Annotated in this window: 22 protein-coding genes; all 22 read left to right on the forward strand. The window is 54.1% G+C overall.

Annotated elements, in window-relative coordinates; translation table 11 throughout:
• Nucleotides 1–9 precede the first annotated feature (9 nt).
• The 22 genes from PVA01S_RS23685 (at nucleotide 10) to lysS (ending at nucleotide 21,637) form a co-directional block, all read left to right on the forward strand.
• Entirely contained in the window at nucleotides 10–783 is a 774-nt protein-coding gene (locus tag PVA01S_RS23685) for a vWA domain-containing protein (protein ID WP_127610096.1), read from the forward strand.
• Complete coding sequence (locus tag PVA01S_RS23690; RefSeq protein WP_054797897.1) at nucleotides 767–1,681, forward strand: protein kinase domain-containing protein; 915 nt, start codon at nucleotides 767–769, stop codon at nucleotides 1,679–1,681. Before PVA01S_RS23685 ends, PVA01S_RS23690 begins: the two co-directional genes overlap by 17 nt.
• A gap of 34 nt (nucleotides 1,682–1,715) precedes the next feature.
• Nucleotides 1,716–3,140, forward strand: a complete 1,425-nt coding sequence (gene tilS / locus PVA01S_RS23695) for a tRNA lysidine(34) synthetase TilS (RefSeq protein WP_127610070.1) — start codon at nucleotides 1,716–1,718, stop codon at nucleotides 3,138–3,140.
• Between the two features lie 17 nt (nucleotides 3,141–3,157).
• Complete coding sequence (gene hpt, locus PVA01S_RS23700) at nucleotides 3,158–3,697, forward strand: hypoxanthine phosphoribosyltransferase (protein WP_127610072.1); 540 nt, start codon at nucleotides 3,158–3,160, stop codon at nucleotides 3,695–3,697.
• Between the two features lie 71 nt (nucleotides 3,698–3,768).
• The gene (gene ftsH / locus PVA01S_RS23705) at nucleotides 3,769–5,751 is read left to right on the forward strand and encodes an ATP-dependent zinc metalloprotease FtsH (protein WP_054797898.1); all 1,983 of its coding nucleotides are present in this window, start codon (nucleotides 3,769–3,771) and stop codon (nucleotides 5,749–5,751) included.
• Between the two features lie 271 nt (nucleotides 5,752–6,022).
• Nucleotides 6,023–6,961 (forward strand): quinolinate synthase NadA, encoded by a 939-nt coding sequence (nadA, locus tag PVA01S_RS23710; RefSeq protein WP_127610074.1) that lies wholly within the window; start codon nucleotides 6,023–6,025, stop codon nucleotides 6,959–6,961.
• A 36-nt stretch (nucleotides 6,962–6,997) separates the two neighbouring features.
• Nucleotides 6,998–8,611 (forward strand): L-aspartate oxidase, encoded by a 1,614-nt coding sequence (nadB, locus tag PVA01S_RS23715; RefSeq protein WP_127610076.1) that lies wholly within the window; start codon nucleotides 6,998–7,000, stop codon nucleotides 8,609–8,611.
• A complete protein-coding gene (gene nadC / locus PVA01S_RS23720; protein WP_054797904.1) occupies nucleotides 8,604–9,482 on the forward strand; it encodes a carboxylating nicotinate-nucleotide diphosphorylase in 879 nt (292 codons plus the stop codon). Before nadB ends, nadC begins: the two co-directional genes overlap by 8 nt.
• The gene (locus tag PVA01S_RS23725; RefSeq protein ID WP_054797900.1) at nucleotides 9,479–10,243 is read left to right on the forward strand and encodes a type III pantothenate kinase; all 765 of its coding nucleotides are present in this window, start codon (nucleotides 9,479–9,481) and stop codon (nucleotides 10,241–10,243) included. Before nadC ends, PVA01S_RS23725 begins: the two co-directional genes overlap by 4 nt.
• A gap of 4 nt (nucleotides 10,244–10,247) precedes the next feature.
• The gene (gene hslO / locus PVA01S_RS23730) at nucleotides 10,248–11,123 is read left to right on the forward strand and encodes an Hsp33 family molecular chaperone HslO (protein WP_127610078.1); all 876 of its coding nucleotides are present in this window, start codon (nucleotides 10,248–10,250) and stop codon (nucleotides 11,121–11,123) included.
• 64 nt (nucleotides 11,124–11,187) lie between these two features.
• Nucleotides 11,188–12,126, forward strand: coding sequence for a peptidylprolyl isomerase (locus tag PVA01S_RS23735; protein ID WP_127610080.1), 939 nt, complete (start codon nucleotides 11,188–11,190; stop codon nucleotides 12,124–12,126).
• 116 nt (nucleotides 12,127–12,242) lie between these two features.
• A complete protein-coding gene (cysK, locus tag PVA01S_RS23740; protein ID WP_127610082.1) occupies nucleotides 12,243–13,181 on the forward strand; it encodes a cysteine synthase A in 939 nt (312 codons plus the stop codon).
• Between the two features lie 143 nt (nucleotides 13,182–13,324).
• Nucleotides 13,325–14,887: an anthranilate synthase component I family protein gene (locus tag PVA01S_RS23745; RefSeq protein WP_054797901.1), complete on the forward strand. Its 1,563-nt coding sequence runs from the start codon at nucleotides 13,325–13,327 to the stop codon at nucleotides 14,885–14,887.
• Nucleotides 14,884–15,465 carry an aminodeoxychorismate/anthranilate synthase component II gene (pabA, locus tag PVA01S_RS23750; RefSeq protein WP_054797902.1) on the forward strand — a complete coding sequence of 194 codons (582 nt, stop codon included), beginning with the start codon at nucleotides 14,884–14,886 and terminating at the stop codon, nucleotides 15,463–15,465. Before PVA01S_RS23745 ends, pabA begins: the two co-directional genes overlap by 4 nt.
• Nucleotides 15,462–16,367, forward strand: coding sequence for an aminodeoxychorismate lyase (gene pabC / locus PVA01S_RS23755; RefSeq protein ID WP_127610084.1), 906 nt, complete (start codon nucleotides 15,462–15,464; stop codon nucleotides 16,365–16,367). Before pabA ends, pabC begins: the two co-directional genes overlap by 4 nt.
• Complete coding sequence (folP, locus tag PVA01S_RS23760) at nucleotides 16,360–17,199, forward strand: dihydropteroate synthase (protein WP_127610086.1); 840 nt, start codon at nucleotides 16,360–16,362, stop codon at nucleotides 17,197–17,199. Before pabC ends, folP begins: the two co-directional genes overlap by 8 nt.
• Before the next feature lie 22 nt (nucleotides 17,200–17,221).
• A complete protein-coding gene (gene folB / locus PVA01S_RS23765; RefSeq protein ID WP_054797903.1) occupies nucleotides 17,222–17,584 on the forward strand; it encodes a dihydroneopterin aldolase in 363 nt (120 codons plus the stop codon).
• 3 nt (nucleotides 17,585–17,587) lie between these two features.
• Nucleotides 17,588–18,112, forward strand: coding sequence for a 2-amino-4-hydroxy-6-hydroxymethyldihydropteridine diphosphokinase (folK, locus tag PVA01S_RS23770; protein WP_127610088.1), 525 nt, complete (start codon nucleotides 17,588–17,590; stop codon nucleotides 18,110–18,112).
• Nucleotides 18,094–18,324 carry a helix-turn-helix domain-containing protein gene (locus PVA01S_RS23775; RefSeq protein ID WP_127610090.1) on the forward strand — a complete coding sequence of 77 codons (231 nt, stop codon included), beginning with the start codon at nucleotides 18,094–18,096 and terminating at the stop codon, nucleotides 18,322–18,324. The genes folK and PVA01S_RS23775 overlap by 19 nt, the downstream gene beginning before the upstream one ends.
• Nucleotides 18,325–18,352: 28 nt before the next feature.
• Nucleotides 18,353–19,345 carry a tRNA dihydrouridine synthase DusB gene (gene dusB, locus PVA01S_RS23780; protein ID WP_054800164.1) on the forward strand — a complete coding sequence of 331 codons (993 nt, stop codon included), beginning with the start codon at nucleotides 18,353–18,355 and terminating at the stop codon, nucleotides 19,343–19,345.
• 199 nt (nucleotides 19,346–19,544) lie between these two features.
• Complete coding sequence (greA, locus tag PVA01S_RS23785; RefSeq protein WP_127610092.1) at nucleotides 19,545–20,021, forward strand: transcription elongation factor GreA; 477 nt, start codon at nucleotides 19,545–19,547, stop codon at nucleotides 20,019–20,021.
• 119 nt (nucleotides 20,022–20,140) lie between these two features.
• The gene (lysS, locus tag PVA01S_RS23790; protein ID WP_127610094.1) at nucleotides 20,141–21,637 is read left to right on the forward strand and encodes a lysine--tRNA ligase; all 1,497 of its coding nucleotides are present in this window, start codon (nucleotides 20,141–20,143) and stop codon (nucleotides 21,635–21,637) included.
• The last annotated feature ends 259 nt before the right edge of the window (nucleotides 21,638–21,896 follow it).

The raw sequence follows: 21,896 nt of genomic DNA on the forward strand, positions 1-21,896 counted from the left end.
GGGATCGACATGAAACAAATTATATTGATTACGGACGGCTGCTCGAATGTCGGCATAAGCCCGGTCATCGCCGCGGCCCATGCCAAGGCGGAAGGCATTGTCGTGCATGTAGTCGGCATTGCGGACACCGGGGAGATCGGCGACCTCGGCGCCGTCGAGATTCATGAGATTGCCCAGGCCGGCGGGGGGATCAGCCGCTTGGTGAAACCGGCCCAATTGTCCCAAACCGTTCAGATGATGACGCGTAAAACGGTTGTGCAGACAGTTCAGCAAGCTGTCGGGGCTGAGCTGCGGAGCATCCTTGGACACGATAAGCTCGAAGCGCTGCCGCCGAACGAACGCTCCGAGGTTGTGCGCGTGATCGACGATTGGTCGGAGAAAGCCGATCTGAAAGTCGCACTGCTGATCGACGCGAGCGCGAGCATGAAGCCGAAGCTGCAGGCGGTGAAAGAGGCGATTTACGATTTGCAGCTCAGCCTGCAGTCGCGGGCCGGCGAAAGTTTGTTATCCGTCTTTCACTTCCCGGCGAATCTATCAGGCGACCAAGAGGTCGAAATGGACCTCGGTTGGACGCGCGATCTTGCAAATTTGAACAGGTTGTTCTATAAATTAAACATGAGGGGAACGACGCCCACAGGGCCCGCCTTATTAAAAGTCGTTCATTTTGTAGCCGGGAATACCGGGGATACACAGTATGGGTACGAGACCAAGTCGGAGGTACACGACATCACCGGTCTTGGAAGATCGCGTGAGGAAGGGATCTGGAGTGACTACATCGTTTGAACCCTCATTTGCGGCGGGAACCGTTATACAAGGCAAATGGAACAAGAACCAGTATCAAGTCGAACGCTTGCTCGGAGAAGGCGCCAACGGCAAGGTGTATTTGGTTCGCCGCGGCAAACAGCAGTTCGCCCTAAAGATGGGCTTCGATTCATTGGATCATCAATCCGAAGTGAATGCGTTACAAGCGTTGTCGAAATCTGCCTCTTCGTTTCAACAGCTTTGGCTGGAAGCGGACGATTTCTGCTGGAGCGGAGTCGATTATCCGTTCAGCGTGATGCGATATATTAAAGGAAAATCGTTAAACGATTTTATTCGCGATAAAGGGATTGAGTGGATTTATTTGATCGGTCTCAATCTGCTGCGCAAGCTGACCGAATTACATGCAGGCGGTTACGTGTTCGGCGACTTGAAGCCGGAGAACATGCTCATAACGGAATACGGTGACGTCGAGTTAATCGACTTCGGAGGCGTCACGGCCAAAGGGCGTGCCGTCAAACAGTTTACGGAGGTATTTGACCGCGGGTATTGGGGCGGCGGTTCCCGGGTGGCAAGCGAAGCCTATGATTTGTTCTCGTTCGCTGCGTTAATGCTGGGTGTGGCCGACCGCGAGCGTACGTTTGCGAGAGCGGCTTCCATGCTTCCGCAGAACCGCACCGTAGACATGCTGCTCGACCTGCTGAAGGCGAACAAGTCGCTTGCTTCCGTGGAGCCGATTTTGCGCAAGGCGCTGACCGGACGATACGAAACGTCTAAGCAGGCGCTTGCGGATTGGCGGGCCAAAAGCATGCTCGCTGCGCGGCCGGTCACCAAGCGGAATAAGCACGGCGCATGGATTAAAGCTTGCTTTGCCGCATCCTTGATGTTGTTCGCGGCAGCCGTCTATTTTTCGCTGCATTGAGTCATGCCCAAGGAGAGAAGGAAGGAAATTCAGTATGGATGCAGCTTGGTCGTTAATGTCCACGGTGGAGCGATTCATTGATGAAGAGTCGCTTCTTGAAGCGGGGGACGGAGTAGTGGTAGCGGTATCGGGCGGTCCGGATTCCGTGGCGCTGCTGCATCTCCTTTTTGCGTTATCCGAACGCCATCGTTGGCGGTTATCGGTGGCCCATGTCAATCATGGGTTTCGAGGACGGGAGGCGGACGAAGAAGCGGAGTTCGTGAGAGAGCTGGCCGCTTCGTTACGGCTGCCTTTTTACTTGAAGGTGCTGGACATGCCCGGCTATTTGGCGGGAACGAAGGCGAATGCGCAAGCCGCTGCCAGAGCACTCCGCTATGCTTTCCTGCGCGAGGCTGCGCGTGAAGCGGGGGCAGGGCGGATCGCATTGGCCCATCACGCCGACGATCAGGCCGAGACGGTGCTTATGCGTCTGCTTCGAGGTACGGGCCCTTCCGGCTTGGCGGGTATTCCGCTGCGGAGATCCGAGACGGAAGATTTGGAACTTGTTCGGCCCTTGTTACGTATATATAAGGCCGAGCTTATTCGGTACTGCGAGCAGCGCGGGTTAACCTTCAGAACGGACAGCAGCAACCTGGAGACGAAGTATTTCCGTAATCAAATCCGATTGGAGGTACTGCCGTATCTTTCGCGTTACCAGGATCGGCTGCCCGAGTCGTTAAACCGTCTGGCGATATTGGCGGCGGAAGAGGACGACTTGCTCACGCAGCAAACGAGAGCGCTTTTCGAACAATTTGTGAACGCAGAAAACGGTTCCGTTGCTTGGTCGGCCCAATGGTTCGGCGGGGTTCACGTCGCTTTACAAAGGCGGTTGATTAAACTAATATTAAGTTATCTTGCGCTGGACCCGGATTCCGTCGATTATCATCAGATCGAACAACTACGGAACGCCGTCCTTCAGACGAAGGCCGGAAGCGTTCGCATGGATGTCGATTCCCGTCTCACGTTTCGCAGGGAATATGATCGTGTCATGATACATAGGATGGTGTTACCACCCCCCCCGTACGCTTACCATGTAAGCGAGGGACAGACCGAGTTATTCATACCCGAAACCGGCGCGCGGATGGTGTTTCGCTGGCTGGAGCCGGATGACCCGATGCCGTCAGTCCTGGGCGTCCGCGAAGCGGTGTTCGACGTTATGGACATGTCCTTTCCTTTATCGGTTCGAAGCCGCCAAACCGGTGACCGGATGTCGCCGCTTGGGTTAAACGGTTCGAAAAAAGTGAAAGATATGTTCATCGATGCGAAAGTACCGCCTTACCTGCGGGAGCGTACACCGGTTGTGACCGATGCCGAAGGACGAATTCTGTGGCTGCCGGGCGTGAGAAGATCGGCGCAGGCTTTAGTCCGCGAGGACGGCAGGCGCAAGCTGCATATCGAATGGCAATGCGATTTTAACTAACAGTAGGAGGACCTCTCTTGCAAAACGACGTTCAAGAAATCCTGTACAGCGAGCAACAAATTCAAGACAAAGTGAAGGAAATGGGAGAGATTATCAGTCGAGATTTTGAAGGCCGGAATCCGCTCGTCATTTGCGTGCTGAAAGGTGCGTTTATTTTCATGTCGGATCTGGTTAAAAATATTACGATCCCTCTCGAAATCGATTTTATGGCCGTATCCAGTTATGGACATTCCACCAAATCGTCGGGAGTCGTCAAGATTATTAAAGACCTGGATATCTCCGTCGAAGGCCGCCACGTACTCATCGTTGAAGACATCATCGACAGCGGCTTGACGCTTAGCTACTTGATCGACGTGCTGGAACGGCGCAATGCGCTTTCGATCACCATCGCGGCACTTTTTGACAAGCCTGCGCGTAGAACGGCCGATTTGGACGCAGACTATAAAGGCTTTGTCATCCCTGATGCATTCGTTGTCGGATACGGCCTCGATTATGCGGAGAAGTACCGCAATTTGCCTTATGTCGGCATTTTAAAGCCCGAGATTTACTCCACGTAGCATTTCTTGAGATGCCGAGACTTGCTGTGGTACAATATACAAAGTTGCCGTTTGTTGAGAGGAGGTAGGGGATGAATCGCATTATACGTAATACAGGCTTTTATCTGCTCATCTTTTTGGTCACCGTTGGAATCGTCCATTTCATCAGCACCCAGAACGATCAGAAATCCGTAGTCAGCTATGGCGAACTCCGACAACATTTGATGAACAAGAACGTCGAATCGATCATCGTCAAGTATGATGCTCAGACGTATTTGGTCAGGGGGAAGCTAAAGAACGCGGATACGCCGGAAAAGAAAAATTTCGAAGCCCGGGCGCCGTATGAAGAGAGCAGCGGAAACATCTTCCGCTTGATCGAGCAAAGCGACATTCCCGCAAGTAACGTATTTATCGAGAAGATGGAAGGGGACAACGTATGGATTAGTTTCCTCACCTCCATTATTCCGTTTGTCATCATCTTCATCTTGTTCTTTTTCCTTCTGAATCAAGCCCAGGGCGGCGGCGGTAAGGTGATGAACTTCGGGAAGAGCCGGGCAAGGCTTTACAACGAAGAGAAGAAACGCGTCACCTTCGAAGACGTGGCCGGAGCCGATGAAGAGAAGCAAGAACTGGTGGAAGTCGTAGAGTTTTTGAAAGACCCGCGCAAGTTTGCGGCTGTAGGGGCGCGTATTCCGAAAGGGGTGCTGCTCGTAGGCCCTCCGGGTACGGGTAAGACGTTGCTCGCCAGAGCGGTGGCTGGCGAAGCCGGCGTTCCGTTCTTCAGCATCAGCGGTTCCGACTTCGTCGAAATGTTCGTCGGTGTCGGTGCGTCCCGGGTGCGCGATTTGTTCGAGAACGCCAAAAAGAATGCGCCTTGTATCATATTTATAGACGAAATCGATGCGGTTGGTCGTCAGCGCGGCGCCGGTCTCGGCGGCGGTCATGACGAGAGGGAACAAACCTTGAACCAATTGCTCGTAGAGATGGACGGATTCGGAGCGAACGAAGGCATTATCATCGTTGCCGCTACCAACCGTGCGGACATCCTGGACCCTGCGCTGCTTCGTCCGGGACGCTTCGACCGTCAAATCACGGTTGACCGTCCGGATGTGAAGGGCCGCGAAGCGGTGCTGAAGGTACACGCGCGCAACAAGCCTTTGGCCAAGGATGTGAAGCTGGATCAGCTGGCTCGTTACACAACCGGCTTCTCCGGCGCGGACTTGGAGAACCTGTTGAACGAATCTGCGCTCATTGCGGCCCGCCGCAATCGCAAAGACATCTCCATGGATGAGATCGACGAAGCTTTTGACCGCGTTGTTGTCGGTACGCAGAAGAAGAGCCGCATCATCAGCGAACGCGAGAAGCGGATGGTCGCTTTCCACGAAGCGGGTCATACGATCGTCGGGATTCACGCCGAGCATGCCGATGTGGTGCACAAAGTTACGATCATCCCGCGCGGACGCGCGGGCGGGTACGTGATGATGCTGCCTAAAGAAGGCGAAGACAAGATGATGCAGACGAAGAACGAGCTGCTCGACAAAGTGACCGGCTTGTTGGCCGGACGCGTTTCCGAGGAGTTGTTCATCGGCGAAATCGGAACCGGCGCGTACAGCGACTTCCAGCGCGCTACAGGCATCGTTCGTCGGATGATAACCGAGTTCGGGATGAGCGATAAGCTTGGACCGATGCAGTTCGGTACGACGCAGGGCCAGGTGTTCCTCGGCCGCGATATCGGGCATGAACAGAACTATAGCGATGCGATCGCTTATGAGATCGATCAAGAAATGCAGTCGATCATTCGCGCTTGTTACGAACGTGCCAAACAGATTCTCACCAAATACAGCGACCAAGTTCGTTTGATCGCCGAGACGTTGATCGAGAAAGAAACGCTCGAGAAAGATCAAATTAAAGAACTGATCGACAGCGGCAAATTGGGTGCGGTTCCTGATGAGGAGCCGGCGCTTGACGGCAAGAACGATGATGTCAAAGTGAACATCCAAAGCCAAGACCAAGCTGCGGACTCCAATAAGCTCGATATCGAGAAGAAAAGCTCGGATGACGAGCAGGATCAATAATATCACGCAAACCGGTGCCGAAAGGTGCCGGTTTTTCCTTTTTGTATCAGGCAAAAAGCGTTGATAAGCGAGAAACTGGCCGTGAGGGATAAGCAGTTGTACAGGCGATGTGTCCGAAGCGTATATTTGTTTCTTTTTGTAGGTATTTAAACATTGACATGGCGGGGCCCCCGCGTGTAAATTAGGTGTAAATCTTTATTATCTTTGTGAACATTTTCACCATCTATTTCGGGGTCTTTACATTCGAGAGGAAAGCAAAGGAAGGTGTGTTATGGAAGCACTGGCACTGGAGCGCAAAGCCGAGCAGCAGCGCGAGCTGAAAGAACGGATCGCTCAATTAAAGAAAGAGCGTAACGCCATTATACTTGCCCATTATTATCAGCGGGATGAAATTCAAGAAGTAGCCGATTTCCGCGGGGATTCGTTCCTTCTTGCACAAAAAGCCGCATCGACGGATGCCGATGTCATCGTATTTTGCGGTGTACACTTTATGGGAGAAAGCGCTAAGATTTTGGCTCCGGGCAAGACGGTTATTATTCCCGATGAGCGCGCCGGTTGTCCGATGGCCGATATGGTCAATGTTGACGGGCTTCGCGCCTTGAAGAAACAGCATCCGAATGCCAAGGTCGTCGCGTACATCAATACATCGGCCGAAGTGAAGTCCGAAACGGACATTTGCTGTACGTCGGCTAACGCCATCAAAGTCATAAACTCGGTAGATTCCGATGAAATCATCTGGGTACCGGATAAGAATCTGGGTGACTACGTATCCAAGTTCACGGACAAGAAAATGATCATCTGGGAAGGCTACTGCAACACTCATGATATGCTGACCGTTAAAGACGTTGAGGAGATGAAAGCTCTGCACCCGAACGCCCAATTCGTGGTTCATCCCGAATGCCGTCCGGAGGTTGTCAAAATGGGCGATTTCGTCGGCAGCACGACGGCCATTATCAAGTACTGCAAGGAATCCGATTGCAAGGAATTTATCGTCGGCACAGAAGACGGCACCGGGTATCAGCTGCGCCTTGACAGCCCGCATAAGCAATTTCATTTTGCCACCAAATACTTGGTTTGTCCGAATATGAAAGTGAATAATTTGAAGAAAGTGGTTAAATGCTTGGAGACGAACAGTCCCCAAGTATACGTACCGCAAGACGTGGCCGATAAGGCCCGTGCATCCTTGGAGCGCATGCTGCAGGTCAAGTAGCATGCGCTACTTCTCTTGTTAGGAAGGTGGAGGCTCATGATCCCCCGTTATATGGTCAATTTCGATTTGCAGCAGCTTCCTACCGTATATACTGACGTGATCGTGATCGGCGCTGGCATCGCCGGTCTTTTTACCGCGCTTAGAAGCGCCGAAACGCATAAAGTGCTGATGGTCACGAAAAAATCGCTGCTGGACAGCAACACACGTTACGCACAGGGAGGCATCGCCGCGGTTATTTCCGATGAGGATTCTCCGGCTTATCATCGGCAAGACACGCTAATTGCCGGAGCGGGCTTATGTTCCTCTTCGGCTGTGGACGTTCTCGTACACGAAGGCCCTGCCGGGGTGAAAGATTTGATCCGGATGGGCACAGAGTTTGATATGGAGGACGGCCGGTACGCCCTTACGAAAGAAGGTGCGCACAGCCAGCGGCGTATTTTGCATGCGCAAGGAGATGCGACGGGCGCGGAGATCGTACGCGCGTTGTCCGAACGGACCAAGCAGGACCCGAATATTGAAATTTGGGACGATCATTTTGTGATCGATCTCATTACGCAGGACGGCGAATGCTTCGGGGCTCTCGTTCAGAAGCCTGACGGGCAGAAAGTATTCATACGCGCTAACGCCACGGTGTTGTGCAGCGGCGGAGCGGGGCAGTTGTTCCGTTATACGACCAACCCGGACATTGCGACCGGGGACGGCATCGCCATCGCTTACCGGGCCGGAGCTAACATACGCGATGTGGAGTTTATTCAATTTCATCCGACGGCCCTTTGTTATCCGGGCGCCCCGCGTTTCCTGATCTCGGAAGCGGTACGGGGCGAGGGAGCGGTTCTCCGCAACATCAATGGAGAACGCTTCATGGATCGTTACCACCCTCAACTGGAGCTGGCGCCCCGGGATATCGTCGCGCGTGCGATCGTCAGCGAAATGGAGCTGACGAAGTCGACCTTCGTTTACATTGACTTTACGCACGAATCCGAGGAGACGGTTAAATACCGTTTTCCTACGATCTATGAAACTTGTTTGACCTTCGGCCTGGATTTATCCTCTGACTGGATCCCGGTCGCCCCGGCCGCCCATTACATGATGGGGGGCGTGGAGACGGATTTGCACGGCGAAACGACGGTAAAACGGCTGTTCGCCTGCGGCGAAGTCACGTCGACCGGCGTGCACGGAGCCAATCGGCTGGCCAGCAATTCGTTGTCCGAGGCGATCGTGTTCGGACGCCGGATTGTGGAGCGTATCCGCGAGCTGGATAAGATAACGGAAACACCAGTGCTTAGCGAGCGGGGGCGTGCTACGGGGCAAGCCATTCAACCGGTCGTGGAGAAGAAGCTGAAGCTGCAGAAGCTGATGCTGCGTTACGCTGGCTTGAAACGCAATGGCAAAGGACTGGCCAAAGGGTATGAAGAATTGAAGCGGCATCTGGCTATTTTCGACAACTCCTTAGCCAAACGGGAGGAGTATGAGTTCGCGAATCTGCTTATTTGTGCACTTCTGACGACACAAGCCGCCCTGATTAGGGAGGAAAGCCGCGGGGGACACTACAGAGAAGATTTTCCCGAACGCGATGACTTGCTGTGGCGTAAACATACGGTATTCAACCGGGTGAATGGAACGACGGAAGGACGGATTGACGATGTTTGAGTTGAATCGGACGGCTTTGGAACATAACCTAAAAGCCTGGCTGGAAGAAGATATCGGGATGGGGGACGTCACGACGATGACGACGATTCCGGAAGCTTCGGAATCGAAAGGAATCATTCATGTCAAGGACACGGGCATCGTCGCCGGACTGCCGGTTGCGAAGGCGGTTTTCGCCGTCGTAGACCCCGCCTTGAGATTCAAGGCTCTGGCTGGCGAAGGACAAGCTGTCAGCCATGGAACGGTGCTGGCCGAGATTGAGGGCAGCACGCGCAGCATTTTGCTTGGAGAACGGCTGGCATTGAATTTATTGCAGCGGATGTCGGGCATTGCGACGCGCACGCGGCAGTTTGTCGATCGATTGGAGGGGCTCCCGACCCGGCTTGTCGATACGCGCAAAACGACGCCGGGCCATCGGATGCTGGAGAAGTACGCCGTGCGTGTAGGCGGCGGCCATAATCACCGGTATGGCTTATATGATGCGGTCATGATCAAAGATAATCATATTAAAGGCGCCGGAGGGATCGCGCAAGCTATTAAAAGCGCGCGTGCCAACATTCCGCACACGATGAAGATTGAAGTCGAGGTCGAGAGCTTCGAACAGCTGGAGGAAGCGCTCGCAGCCGGTCCGGACCTCATCATGCTCGACAACATGGAGCCCGGGCAAATGGAGCAAGCGGTGCGGCGCATTAAAAATCAGGCCCCGCATATCATGGTAGAAGCGTCGGGCAGCGTCAGCCTTGACAGCGTGCGCCTCATTGCGGAAACCGGCGTTGACGTTATTTCCGTCGGCCGATTGACCTACTCGGTGCAAGCGCTCGACATCAGCTTGGATTTGAACGAACAGAAGGGGCAGAAGGAGGAGCGCGCATGATTTTAGTAGTGGACGTGGGGAATACCAATATCGTGCTTGGTATTTACGAAGAGAAGCAGCTGCTGCATCACTGGCGGTTGAGCACGAATCGTTCGACCACTGCAGACGAATACGGGATCATGATGTACAATTTGTTCCAGCATGCGGGCATCGAATTGGACCAGGTTGAGGGGGTTATCATCTCTTCCGTAGTGCCGCCGCTGATGTTTGTACTCGAGCATTTATGTTTAAAATATTTAAAGAAAACGCCGCTTGTCGTCGGTCCCGGCATCAAAACCGGACTGAACATTCGTTATGAAAATCCGAAAGAAGTGGGTGCCGACCGCATCGTGAACGCGGTGGCAGCGATCGACTTGTACGGTCCTCCCTGTATCGTTGTGGATTTCGGTACGGCGACGACGTTTGATTATATCGACGAATCCGGGCAATATATCGGGGGGGCGGTCGCTCCGGGCATCGGCATTTCGACGGAAGCGCTGTACCAGCGCGCCGCCAAGCTCCCTCGCATCGAGCTTGTAAAGCCCAAAAACGTGGTCGGGCGCAACACCGTCAATTCCATGCAGGCCGGCATCATTTACGGTTTTGCCGGTCAAGTGGACGGCATTGTCGACCGGATCAAGCAGGAATCGGGCAAGGATCCCCGCGTTATTGCGACCGGAGGTCTGGCCGAATTGATCGCAAGCGAATCGCGTACCATCGAGCTGGTCAACCCGCTGTTAACCTTACAGGGGCTTCAACTGATTTATGAAAGGAATATGTGATCCTATGCAAGAAGATTATTTGATCCGAGGAACGGCGTTCGGCGGCAAGGTGCGCGCATTTGCCGTTCGGACCAAGCATATCGTGGAAGAGCTCCGGGTCAGACACCAGACGACTCCGACCGCAACGGCGGCTTTGGGGCGAACGGTGACGGCCGCGCTTATGATGGGGACCATGCTGAAGGGCGAAGAGAAGCTGACGGTTCAAGTCAAAGGCGGCGGTCCGATCGGCCAAATCGTAGCGGATGCGAACGCCAAGGGCGAAGTGCGGGGCTACGTGGATAACCCGGCGGTCGACTTGCCGCTGAATGCGATCGGCAAGCTGGATGTGGCCGGTGCGGTCGGCACCGACGGTTTTTTGTATATCACCAAGGATTTAGGCTTAAAGGAGCCTTACCGGGGAAGCATTCCGATAATTTCCGGTGAACTCGCCGAAGATTTCACCTATTATTTCGCGCAATCCGAGCAGACGCCGTCGGCCGTAGCGCTTGGCGTGCTGGTCGATGTTGATTATACCGTGAAGACTGCAGGAGGGTTCATCATCCAGCTGCTTCCCGGCCTGGACGGTCAAGAGATCGCCCAGCTGGAGAAACAGCTCGGGGAGCTGCCACCAATTACGAAGCTGCTCGATCAAGGCGAGAGCTTGGAGTCGATTTTGAAGACGCTGCTGCCCGATGTGGAAGTGTTGGAACGTCGGGACGATATCAAGTTCCAATGCAAATGTTCGCGAGAGCGTGTGGAGCAAACCTTGATCAGTCTGGGACGTTCCGAGCTGGAGCAACTGCTGGCTGAGGACGGGCAAGCAGAGGTGTCTTGTCACTTTTGCAATGAAACCTATAGGTTCAACGGGAGCGAATTAAGCGAACTGATTGAATCTATCTAAGAGGCGATGAGGGGCGGAAGAGGTCTGTCCGAAGATAGAGAGTGACCATTCGAGGGGATAGGACATGCGAAACGTTAAGGTTTTATGGGGAATGATCGCTGTGTTGCTGATCGCTGTGGGCATCCTTTCCTCCGTATTAACGGCCCGTTCCTTCCTTCAGCCCGCTGCGGATCCCATACTCGAACCACCGTCGAAGGCCGATCATGAGCTAACGATTGCCAGCATCGGAGATAAAGATATTACGCTGCGAGATTTGGAACAACAATTGCTTCAGAAACACGGCAAAGAGACGCTCGAACAAATGATTGACCATGAGGTCATTCGCAGGGAAGCGGAAACGCTAGGCATTCAGGTTAGCGAGTCTGAAATCAAGCGGGAACTAGAACGGATGCAGCAAGGCTACGAAAGCGAGAATGATTTTTATCAAGCGATGGAAGAACAGCTTGGATTGACGCGTGAGCAATTGAATGAGGACGTCCGTCACAAGCTTTATACGGAAAAGATTTCGATTCAAGGCATCGCCATCGACGACGCCGACGTGGATGATTATATCGCAAGTCATCCCGACGAATTTAAGGCGACCGTTCTGCTTCGGTTGGAGCAGATCGTGACAGCGAGCAAGGAACAGGCACAGCGTGCGTTGAATGATTTGGCCAAAGGGACGGAGTTTGCCAGGGTCGCCAAGGAGCGTTCCCTCGACGATGCGACGCGAGGGAGCGGCGGCGATCTCGGATGGTTTGAGGAGGACGATCCGTTCGTGCCGGCTCCTATTATGAAAGCTGCCAAGTCGCTCCAGACAGGGCAAATTTCGAAACCGGTAGAAGTCGAAGGACAATTCGTGATCGTTCGGGTCAAAGAGCGTAAAGTGCAGTCCAAAGGCAGCCCGGAAGCGATACGCGAGCAAGTTCGCAAGGAATTGGCGCTGCGGGAAGCGCCGCCTTTGAAGGAAACGATGCAGCGCTTGCGGGAAAAGTGGAACGTCAAGGTGAGCGGAACGTATTGAGCCATGCCATGTAATTTTCATATTGACAACCTTGGCGGGGGTTGATAATATGAAAATATAATACCTAGCAAAACACTCGGATATTTTGAGCCGCTCTTGAGGAGGAGAATTCGCAAATGGCAAGATTAGTTCAAAGCGTTACGGATTTGATTGGGGATACGCCGCTTGTCAAATTGAACCGTGTCGTGCCGGAGGGCAGTGCGGAAATTTATGTTAAGCTGGAGTACCAGAACCCGGGTGCTAGCGTGAAAGACCGTATTGCGATCAGCATGATCGAGGTGGCTGAGCAAGAAGGCCGCATCAAGCCGGGCGACACGATCGTCGAGCCTACCAGCGGTAACACGGGTATCGGGCTTGCTCTGGTAGCTGCAGCGAAAGGTTATAAAGCGATTCTGGTTATGCCGGAAACGATGTCCATCGAGCGCCGCAACCTGCTTCGTGCTTACGGTGCACAGCTCGTTCTGACGCCGGGGGCCGAAGGTATGAAAGGCGCGATCAAGCGCGCTGAAGAAATTCAAGCTGAGAATCCGTCCTACTTCATGCCTCAGCAGTTTAAAAACCAAGCGAACGTGAAAATTCACCGCGAGACAACCGGTCCGGAAATCGTCGAAGCGATCAAAGCCCACGACGGCAAGCTGGATGCGTTCATCTCCGGCATCGGCACGGGCGGTACGATCACAGGCGCCGGCAGCGTGCTGAAAGAAAACTTCCCGGGCATCAAAATTTATGCGGTAGAACCGGCAGCATCTCCAGTGCTTTCCGGCGGTAAACCAGGTCCTCATAAAATCCAAGGAATCGGAGCCGGTTTTGTGCCGGATATTCTGAACACCTCCGTTTACGATGGCGTCATTCAAGTGGAGAACGAAGATGCGTTCGAGACGTCCCGCCGTGTAGCCAAAGAAGAAGGGATCCTTGGCGGTATTTCTTCCGGCGCAGCGATCTATGCCGCTCTGAAAGTGGCGAAAGAACTGGGCGCAGGCAAACGTGTCGTAGCCATCGTTCCGAGCAACGGCGAACGTTACTTGTCCACGCCTTTGTATCAATTTGAAGATTAGTCTTTACGCTTAACCCGAGCCCGCTCCTCACGAGCGGGCTCTTCCTGTTGATGGGAGCGAAGGCCCTCTTTTTTTCACAGCGGTTTTCAAGTATACTAATCCCAATATCACAATCGGAACGAACGGTAAAGGCGGAATGGCGGATGATTCTGACATCTTATGAGGCTTGGAAGGCTTGGGCGAAAGATTATTCGGTGCTGCCTTACGTGCGAAGCTACCCCATACAGGAACCAACGGTCATCTCCTGGGCCCCGGCGTGGCAGGCGGCTGAGCCTGGATCCTTCGTGCTGGAAAGCGGAAAGGGCGGACGTTATACGTTCCTCGGACTGAAGCCCGTATCCGAAATTCGGGGAACCGGCCTGGAAGCGACAGTGCTCGAGCGAGGGAAGGAGCCGCTTCGCCTGCATGGCAACCCGCTTGCGCTGGTCAAACGTTGGATGGCTCCGTTCCGTGGGCCTGCAGTCGATGGGGCGCCGAAATGGATTGGCGGGTGCGTCGGCTTCTGGGGCTATGACGTGGTGCGTACAATCGAGCGGCTGCCCGATCGGGCGGCGGCCGATTTGCCGGTCCCGGATTATGCGTTCGTGCGGATGGACGAGCTGTGGATTATCGATCAACAGGAAAGCAAGCTCTATTGCGCTTATAACGTCCACTGTCCACGGGAACGGCAGGAAGACGAATCGTGGCTGAAGGCGCGCTATGACGAAGCTTCGCGAGCGGTGGATGCGATGAAAGCGCAATGGGACCGTATCGACGCAAGTCGGCATCAACCCGAAATCGCGCTTGAGTTGGACAGGAAGCGCCGCAGCATAGAGGAGGACCGGCTGGAAATCGACCTTGAGGCCATGCAGGGCGTAACGCCCGACTTCTCGCGGGAAGCGTTCATGGCGGCGGTCGACCGCATTCGCGATTATATCGGAGCGGGCGATGTCTTCCAGGTCAACTTGTCCTTGCGTCAACATCAACTGCTCAGGTCGTCGCCGGACGATATTTACGAGTGGCTGCGGGCGGTTAACCCGTCTCCCTACATGGGGCTGCTGCGTTTCGCCGACTTTCAGCTCGTTTCGGGTTCGCCCGAGCTGCTTGTACAGCTGGAGCGGGGCGTCGTCCGCACGCGGCCGATCGCGGGCACGCGCCCGCGGGGGGCGAATGCGGATGAAGACCGCCGCCTGGCGGGCGAGCTGATCGATAATGAGAAGGAGCGGGCCGAGCACATTATGCTCGTCGATCTAGAGCGCAACGACCTCGGCCGCATCTCCGCATATGGAACCGTTCGAGTCAGCGACTTCATGGTCATTGAATATTACTCTCATGTGATGCACATCGTCTCGGAGGTGGAGGGGCGGCTTGCTCCCGGAAAAGATGCTTTTGACGTCATCGGCGCTGCATTTCCCGGAGGAACGATAACGGGCGCGCCGAAGATTCGCACGATGGAAATCATCGAGGAGCTCGAGCCGGTGCGGCGCGGACCGTATACGGGTTCCATGGGTTGGATTGACTATAACGGCGATATGGAATTTAATATAATTATCCGCACGTTGGTCGCAGCCGGCGGCATAGGTTACGTACAGGCCGGCGCAGGAATCGTAATCGACTCGCAGCCGGAACGGGAATATACGGAAGCTATGAACAAAGCCAAAGCGATGTGGAAGGCCATCCAATACAGTGAGCGGAGCCAATGTGCCGCAGGAGGTAAAGAGCGATGATTTTAGTAATCGACAACTACGATTCGTTTACGTATAACTTGGTACAGTACCTCGGCGAGCTCGGACAGGACATCGTCGTTCGCCGTAACGACGAGATCGATCTTGCGGGCATCGAAGCGCTGAAGCCGGATCATATCCTTATTTCCCCGGGTCCTTGCACGCCGAACGAAGCGGGGATCAGCTTGTCGCTGATCGATCACTTTAAGGGGAAAATTCCGATCTTGGGCGTATGTCTCGGTCACCAGTCGATCGGACAAATTTTCGGAGGGGACGTCATTCGCGCCGAGCGGTTGATGCACGGCAAGACATCCCAGATTATTCATGACGGCCGCACGTTATTTAAAGGCCTTCCTTCGCCTTTTACCGCGACCCGGTATCATTCATTGATCGTCAAGAAAGAAACGCTGCCGGATTGCCTGGAGATCAGCGCGGAGACGGCCGAAGGCGAAATTATGGGGCTGCGGCATAAGGAATACCCGATTGAGGGTGTGCAGTTCCATCCGGAATCCATCATTACGGATTATGGGCACCAAATTTTGCGGAATTTCCTGCAGGAGACGGTTGTGAACCGGGCATGATCATGGACTGGAACGGTAGCCTGATCGAAGAAAGTCAAGCCGTGGTCTCGGTATACGACCACGGCTTTCTTTACGGCATGGGTTTATTCGAGACGTTTCGGACCTACGAAGGCCGGCCATTTTTGCTGGATTGGCACTTGGAGCGGCTTCAGGAAGGCTGCGACGAGCTCGACATCCGCTACAAGCCGGACAGGGCTGCGCTTGAGCGGCGTATCGACGCGCTGCTCCGCAGCAACGGACTGCACGATGCCTATTTTCGTTTGACGGTAACGGCTGGGCCTGAAGCGCTAGGTCTGCCGGCCGGCGCTTATGAGAAGCCGAACGAGGTTATATACGTAAAGCCGCTGCCGCCCGTTGATCCGGCGCTGCACCGGGAGGGCAAAGCGCTGCAGCGCCTTGTCTTGCGGCGAAATACGCCGGAGGGCGCCGTTCGCTTGAAATCTCTGCATTACATGAATAACCTGCAGGCGAAGAAAGAATTGCGCCGTTACCCGTGGGCAGCGGGAGCCGAGGGACTGTTCCTCGATGGACAAGGCCACCTGTGCGAGGGCTTAGTGAGCAATCTTTTCTTTGCCCGGGGAAGCCGGCTGTATACGCCTTCGGTCGATACGGGCTTGCTCCCGGGGATAACGCGCCGCTTTATCCTTACCTCTGCACATGAGTTGGGGATCGATGTCGTAGAAGGCCGATTCGGCTGGGAGCAGCTGGCGGAAGCGGACGAAGCGTTCATGACGAATTCGATCCAGGAGATTGTTCCGGTAACGAAGCTGTACGAAGAAACAGGCGATTGTCTCAAACTTGGCAGCGGCCGCGTCGGGCCGGTTACCGAACGGCTGCAGCGCCATTATCGGAATAGCATAAATAGGGTTGTTTCAGAAGGGAGAGAGTGGGTAAATGAATAAAACGAAAACCATTGCTTCCGGCGCCGTCCGGCTTGATTACGGAGCCCGCACGCTTGTCATGGGCATTCTGAACGTGACGCCGGATTCTTTCTCCGACGGCGGTGCGTATATCGAACCGGAAGCGGCGGTTGCCCGCGCCAGGCAGATGATTGCCGAAGGCGCCGATATCCTTGATATTGGCGGCGAGTCTACACGTCCGGGCTTTGCGCCGGTAAGCGCCGAGGAGGAGCAGCGCCGGGTGCTGCCGGTCATTCGTGCCATCCGCGAAGCGGGCATTGGGGCGCCCATCTCCATCGATACCTACAAGGCCGAGACCGCAAGGAAGGCGATGCTGGCCGGTGCGTCGATGCTGAACGATATATGGGGCTTGCAGAGGGACGCGGAGATGGCCAAGGTGGCGGTAGAGTTTGACTGCCCGATTGTGCTGATGCATAATCGCAAGGAAGCGGTGTATGCTAATTTTATGCATGACGTGCTGGCTGATTTACAGGAAACGATCCGCCGGGCCCAGGCTGCGGGCATTCGGGACGAGCAGATCATCCTTGACCCGGGCATCGGCTTCGCCAAATCGTACGAACAGAATCTCCAGCTGATGAATGAGCTGCATCGCATTCGGGCTCTCGGTTACCCGGTTCTGCTCGGCACCTCCCGCAAAAGCATGATTCGGTTGACGCTGAACCTCCCTGCGGACGACGTCGTCGAAGGGACCGCGGCAACGGTTGCGCTGGGCATCGCGCAAGGCTGCGGAATCGTACGCGTGCACGACGTGAAGGCGATGCGCCGCGTTGCCGACATGACGGACGCTATCGTACGGCACAAGGTTGAAACATAAACGGGGAGGAGGCGCGTTCCTTTTGGATAAAATCATCATGAAAGGGATGGCCTTTTATGGCTATCACGGCGTGTACGCGGAAGAGAACAAGCTGGGTGCGCGGTACTATGTCGATGCGGAGCTGTACATGCCGTTAGACAAGCCCGGTCATTCAGACGCTCTTGAGGACACGGTCAATTATGCCGAAGTTCATGAGCTCGTTAAAGCCATTGTCGAACAGAAAACGTTCAAACTGATTGAAGCGCTTGCGGAACATATTGCATCCGAGGTGCTTCGAACTTATACTGGTATACATGCAATTACAGTTCGGGTGACGAAACCCCACCCGCCGGTAGCTATTCTTTTTGACGGCGTTACGGCGGAGATTCACAGAAAGCGGGCATAACGCATGAACGAAACGGACGCGCACACGCGCGAGCCGCAGGAACTCGCCTATCTCGGTCTCGGCTCCAACATCGGGGATCGGGAACATTACTTGCTGGAGGCAGTTCGCCTGCTTACGGAACATCCGCAGATCGTCGCCGCCGGATGTTCCGGTTTGTACGAAACCGAACCTGTCGGATATGTAGAGCAGGAGGCTTTCTTGAACATGGTCGTCGCTGTCAGCACAACGTTAAGCCCGGAAGCTTTGTTCCATGAGATGCTGCGGGTGGAGCACGAGCTTGGCCGCAAGCGGGAGATTCGCTGGGGGCCGCGGACGATCGATCTGGATTTACTGCTTTTTGGAGACCGGGTACAGAATCGGCCGGATTTGATTTTACCTCACCCCCGGATGATGGAGCGGGCATTTGTACTGGTGCCCCTTGTCGATGTGATGACGCAACGGGAACCGCTTCGAGCCGAGTTGTTTCGCGAACGGCTCGAGCTGGTGGAAGGAAAGGAAGGCGTTTTATTATGGAAAAAAACATGCTAGCCCAGCGCATCCGCGCTTTTCGTAAATTGAAAGGCTTCACGCAAAACGAACTTGCCGAACGGCTCGACGTATCCATTGCCGTGCTCGGTTCGATCGAACGGGGAACCCGCAAGGCGGATCCCAAGATCATTCTGAAAATATCCGAAACGCTCGGCATCGACCCCGAGGAGCTGGCTCCGGCCATGACGTCCTTAAGAAGCGATCGAGCCTAGTGCTTTCATCAGGAAGGAGTGAACTCTAGTGCTGCAAATCGGTAATGTTACTGCGCCCAATAAGGTCGTGCTGGCTCCTATGGCCGGCGTCTGCAATCCCGCCTTCCGCTTGATTGCGAAGGAATTCGGCTGTGGCCTTGTCTGTGCAGAGATGGTCAGCGATAAGGCGATTTTACACGGTAACCATCGTACGATGGAGATGCTCTTCGTCGATGAGCGGGAGAAACCGCTCAGTCTGCAAATTTTCGGCGGCGACACGGAGACGTTGGTGGAAGCGGCGAAGTATGTGGATGAGCATACGAACGCAGACATCATCGACATCAACATGGGCTGTCCCGTGCCGAAAATCACCAAATGCGACGCCGGAGCCCGTTGGCTTCTCGATCCCGGCAAAATCGAACAGATGGTGTCTACGGTATCCAAGGCCGTAAGCAAGCCGGTTACCGTGAAGATGCGGATCGGCTGGGACGACGAGCACGTGTACGCGGTGCAGAACGCGAAGGCCGTTGAGAACGGCGGAGGCGCCGCGGTTGCGGTCCACGGACGCACCCGGGTGCAAATGTATACTGGGCAAGCCAATTGGGATATCATTAAAGAAGTTAAATCGTCCGTTTCGATTCCGGTGATTGGCAACGGGGACGTGTTTACGCCGGAAGACGCGAAGCGTATGCTCGACCATACCGGCGTGGACGGGGTGATGATCGGCCGGGCGGCGCTCGGGAACCCCTGGATGCTGTATCGGACGATTCAATACTTGACGAACGGGGAGCTTCCGCCGGAACCAAGCCCGCAAGAGAAAATCCGCATCGCAATTTTGCATTTGGACCGATTGACGGCGTTGAAAGGCGAGTCGGTTGCCGTGAAAGAGATGCGCAAGCACCTGGCCTGGTATTTGAAAGGTTTGCATGGAGGCGCTCGGATCAAAGACGCGATTATGGAGCAGACGAAGCGGGATGCCATGGTCGAGCTGCTGAACGACTTCGTACAATCGCTGGAAGACCGGGCTGCAACGGTGCAATAAGGCCCTAAATGGAGAGTTATGGACGCGAAATGGCTTACATTGACATTTAGATAGGCTTGAAATATAATCAGTCAATAGTCATCAAGGTCGGCAGGAGTCATGATGTTCCTGCGCGTTCATATAGTAGTAATCAGTGAACTCATATTCGATTTAGCGGTTCCTTTATGAAAATCTTTCACATGACGGGAGACAGGTTGCAATGAGTGAAAAAGAAGTCATTCTCACGCAGGAAGGTTTAAAAAAGCTCGAAGAAGAGCTAGAACATCTGAAATCCGTCAAGCGTCGCGAAGTGGCAGAACGGATTAAAGTGGCTATCGGATACGGAGACATCAGCGAAAACTCCGAGTATGAAGATGCCAAGAACGAGCAAGCGTTCGTTGAGGGTCGTATTATCACGTTAGAGAAGATGCTTCGCAACGCGCGTATCATCAATAACGACGAAGTCGACACCGATACGGTTAACGTCGGCTCCCGAGTGATCTTGAAAGACCTCGAATTTGGAGATATTGTCGAGTATTCGATCGTAGGAACGGCGGAATCCGATCCCTTTCAGAATAAAATCTCCAACGAAAGCCCGGTTGGCAAGTCTATTCTAGGCAAACGTAAAGGTGCCGTCGTGGACGTTAACGTTCCTGCAGGCGTCATTCAGTATGAAATCGTAGATATTAAGAAGTAAAATTTGAAGTAACGACAAGAAGCTTCCACGGGAAGCTTTTTTGCCTATAGTCCGGGTGCCCCGCTGTTGTCGCGTCGGCTCCCGGCTTCCGGTTATTCAACAAGCAAGGAGCGAAGATGATGACAGTGGAATTGGAATTAAATGAACTGCTTCAAATTAGACGCAACAAATTGGACGAGCTGCGCGGGCTCGGAGTCGACCCGTTCGGACAAAAGTTCGATCGCACCCATCATGCGGCGGATATTGTGAAAGCCTATGAGTCCCAGAGCAAAGAAGAGCTGGAGGCGCTCGGCGTCGAAGTGAGCATTGCCGGACGCATTATGCAGAAGCGCGAAATGGGCAAGGCCGGCTTTGCCCATCTTCAAGATATCACGGGTAAAATTCAAATCTATGTCCGCGCGGATACGGTTGGCGAAACGCCATACAAAGCCTACGATCTCCTCGATATCGGCGATTTAATCGGCGTACGCGGCACCGTATTCAAGACAAAAACGGGCGAACTCTCGATTAAGGCGAAGTCCGTCGAAGTATTGTCGAAATCGCTGCTGCCGTTGCCCGAGAAATACCATGGCTTGAAGGATGTCGAACTGCGCTACCGTCAGCGCTATGTGGACTTGATCATGAATCAGGACGTTCAACAAACGTTTATTACCCGTTCCAGAATCATTCAATCCATGCGGCGCTATTTGGACTCCCGGGGCTATTTGGAGGTCGAGACTCCAACTTTGCACGCGATCGCAGGCGGGGCTGCGGCTCGGCCGTTCATTACGCATCATAACGCATTGGACATGCAGCTCTACATGCGGATTGCTATTGAGCTCCATCTGAAACGTTTGATCGTCGGCGGCATGGAGAAAGTGTACGAAATCGGACGTGTATACCGGAACGAGGGTATTTCGACGCGTCACAATCCGGAATTTACAATGATCGAGCTGTACGAAGCCTATGCTGATTACCAAGATATCATGAAGTTGACGGAAGAAATGATTGCGCATATCGCGCAGGAAGTTCTCGGCTCGACGACGATCTCGTACCAAGGTCAAGAGATTAATCTCGCTCCGCCTTGGCGCCGCGTGACGATGGTCGACGCGATTAAAGAAGTGGTAGGCGTCGATTTTAGCGTGGAGATGAGCGACGAAGAAGCCCATCGTTTGGCGAAAGAGCATAAGGTTCCGGTGGAGCCGATGATGACGTTCGGTCATATTGTGAACCAGTTCTTCGAAACGTTCGTGGAAGAAACCCTGATTCAGCCTACGTTTATTACCGGACATCCGGTAGCGATTTCGCCGCTCGCGAAAAAAAGCAGCACGGACCCGCGGTTCACGGATCGCTTCGAGCTGTTCATTGTGGCGCGCGAGCATGCCAATGCGTTTACCGAACTGAACGATCCGATCGATCAACGGGAGCGTTTTGAAGCGCAGCTTGTTGAGAAGGAGCAGGGGAACGACGAGGCGCATGAGATGGATGAAGATTTCATCCGCGCGCTGGAGTACGGTATGCCGCCTACTGGCGGACTAGGTATCGGGATCGACCGCTTGGTCATGCTGCTGACCGATGCGCCTTCGATCCGGGACGTCTTGCTGTTCCCGCTGATGCGCGAGCGGCAAGGGGAGTAGCTTTATATAGAAAAGCGCGCGGCTTAGACACAGGCCGCGCGCTTTTTTTTGCGCAGATTCAGCATTTTTAATTATTTTGTCGAAAAAACACTTGCATTCCGGCTGCAGATTTGATATATTACTCCTTGTCGCTTCTGAACTAACGGACTGCAAGTTAAAAGTTGAAAAATAACTATTGCAATTCAGTAGGCAGATGTGATATTATATAAAAGTCGCTTTTGACGGAAATGTAAAATGAAGTCGAAAATGACTGGAAATT

Source organism: Paenibacillus validus NBRC 15382, assembly GCF_004000985.1.
Lineage (GTDB): Bacteria > Bacillota > Bacilli > Paenibacillales > NBRC-103111 > Paenibacillus_G > Paenibacillus_G validus.

What these genes read in the sequence shown, in the direction of transcription:
- PVA01S_RS23685 (WP_127610096.1), top strand. Translation starts at nt 10, where the DNA reads ATGAAACAAATTATATTGATTACGGACGGCTGCTCGAATGTCGGCATA.
- tilS (WP_127610070.1), top strand. Translation starts at nt 1,716, where the DNA reads ATGGATGCAGCTTGGTCGTTAATGTCCACGGTGGAGCGATTCATTGAT.
- ftsH (WP_054797898.1), top strand. Translation starts at nt 3,769, where the DNA reads ATGAATCGCATTATACGTAATACAGGCTTTTATCTGCTCATCTTTTTG.
- nadA (WP_127610074.1), top strand. Translation starts at nt 6,023, where the DNA reads ATGGAAGCACTGGCACTGGAGCGCAAAGCCGAGCAGCAGCGCGAGCTG.
- nadB (WP_127610076.1), top strand. Translation starts at nt 6,998, where the DNA reads ATGATCCCCCGTTATATGGTCAATTTCGATTTGCAGCAGCTTCCTACC.
- nadC (WP_054797904.1), top strand. Translation starts at nt 8,604, where the DNA reads ATGTTTGAGTTGAATCGGACGGCTTTGGAACATAACCTAAAAGCCTGG.
- PVA01S_RS23725 (WP_054797900.1), top strand. Translation starts at nt 9,479, where the DNA reads ATGATTTTAGTAGTGGACGTGGGGAATACCAATATCGTGCTTGGTATT.
- hslO (WP_127610078.1), top strand. Translation starts at nt 10,248, where the DNA reads ATGCAAGAAGATTATTTGATCCGAGGAACGGCGTTCGGCGGCAAGGTG.
- PVA01S_RS23735 (WP_127610080.1), top strand. Translation starts at nt 11,188, where the DNA reads ATGCGAAACGTTAAGGTTTTATGGGGAATGATCGCTGTGTTGCTGATC.
- cysK (WP_127610082.1), top strand. Translation starts at nt 12,243, where the DNA reads ATGGCAAGATTAGTTCAAAGCGTTACGGATTTGATTGGGGATACGCCG.
- PVA01S_RS23745 (WP_054797901.1), top strand. Translation starts at nt 13,325, where the DNA reads ATGATTCTGACATCTTATGAGGCTTGGAAGGCTTGGGCGAAAGATTAT.
- pabA (WP_054797902.1), top strand. Translation starts at nt 14,884, where the DNA reads ATGATTTTAGTAATCGACAACTACGATTCGTTTACGTATAACTTGGTA.
- pabC (WP_127610084.1), top strand. Translation starts at nt 15,462, where the DNA reads ATGATCATGGACTGGAACGGTAGCCTGATCGAAGAAAGTCAAGCCGTG.
- folP (WP_127610086.1), top strand. Translation starts at nt 16,360, where the DNA reads ATGAATAAAACGAAAACCATTGCTTCCGGCGCCGTCCGGCTTGATTAC.
- folK (WP_127610088.1), top strand. Translation starts at nt 17,588, where the DNA reads ATGAACGAAACGGACGCGCACACGCGCGAGCCGCAGGAACTCGCCTAT.
- PVA01S_RS23775 (WP_127610090.1), top strand. Translation starts at nt 18,094, where the DNA reads ATGGAAAAAAACATGCTAGCCCAGCGCATCCGCGCTTTTCGTAAATTG.
- greA (WP_127610092.1), top strand. Translation starts at nt 19,545, where the DNA reads ATGAGTGAAAAAGAAGTCATTCTCACGCAGGAAGGTTTAAAAAAGCTC.
- lysS (WP_127610094.1), top strand. Translation starts at nt 20,141, where the DNA reads ATGACAGTGGAATTGGAATTAAATGAACTGCTTCAAATTAGACGCAAC.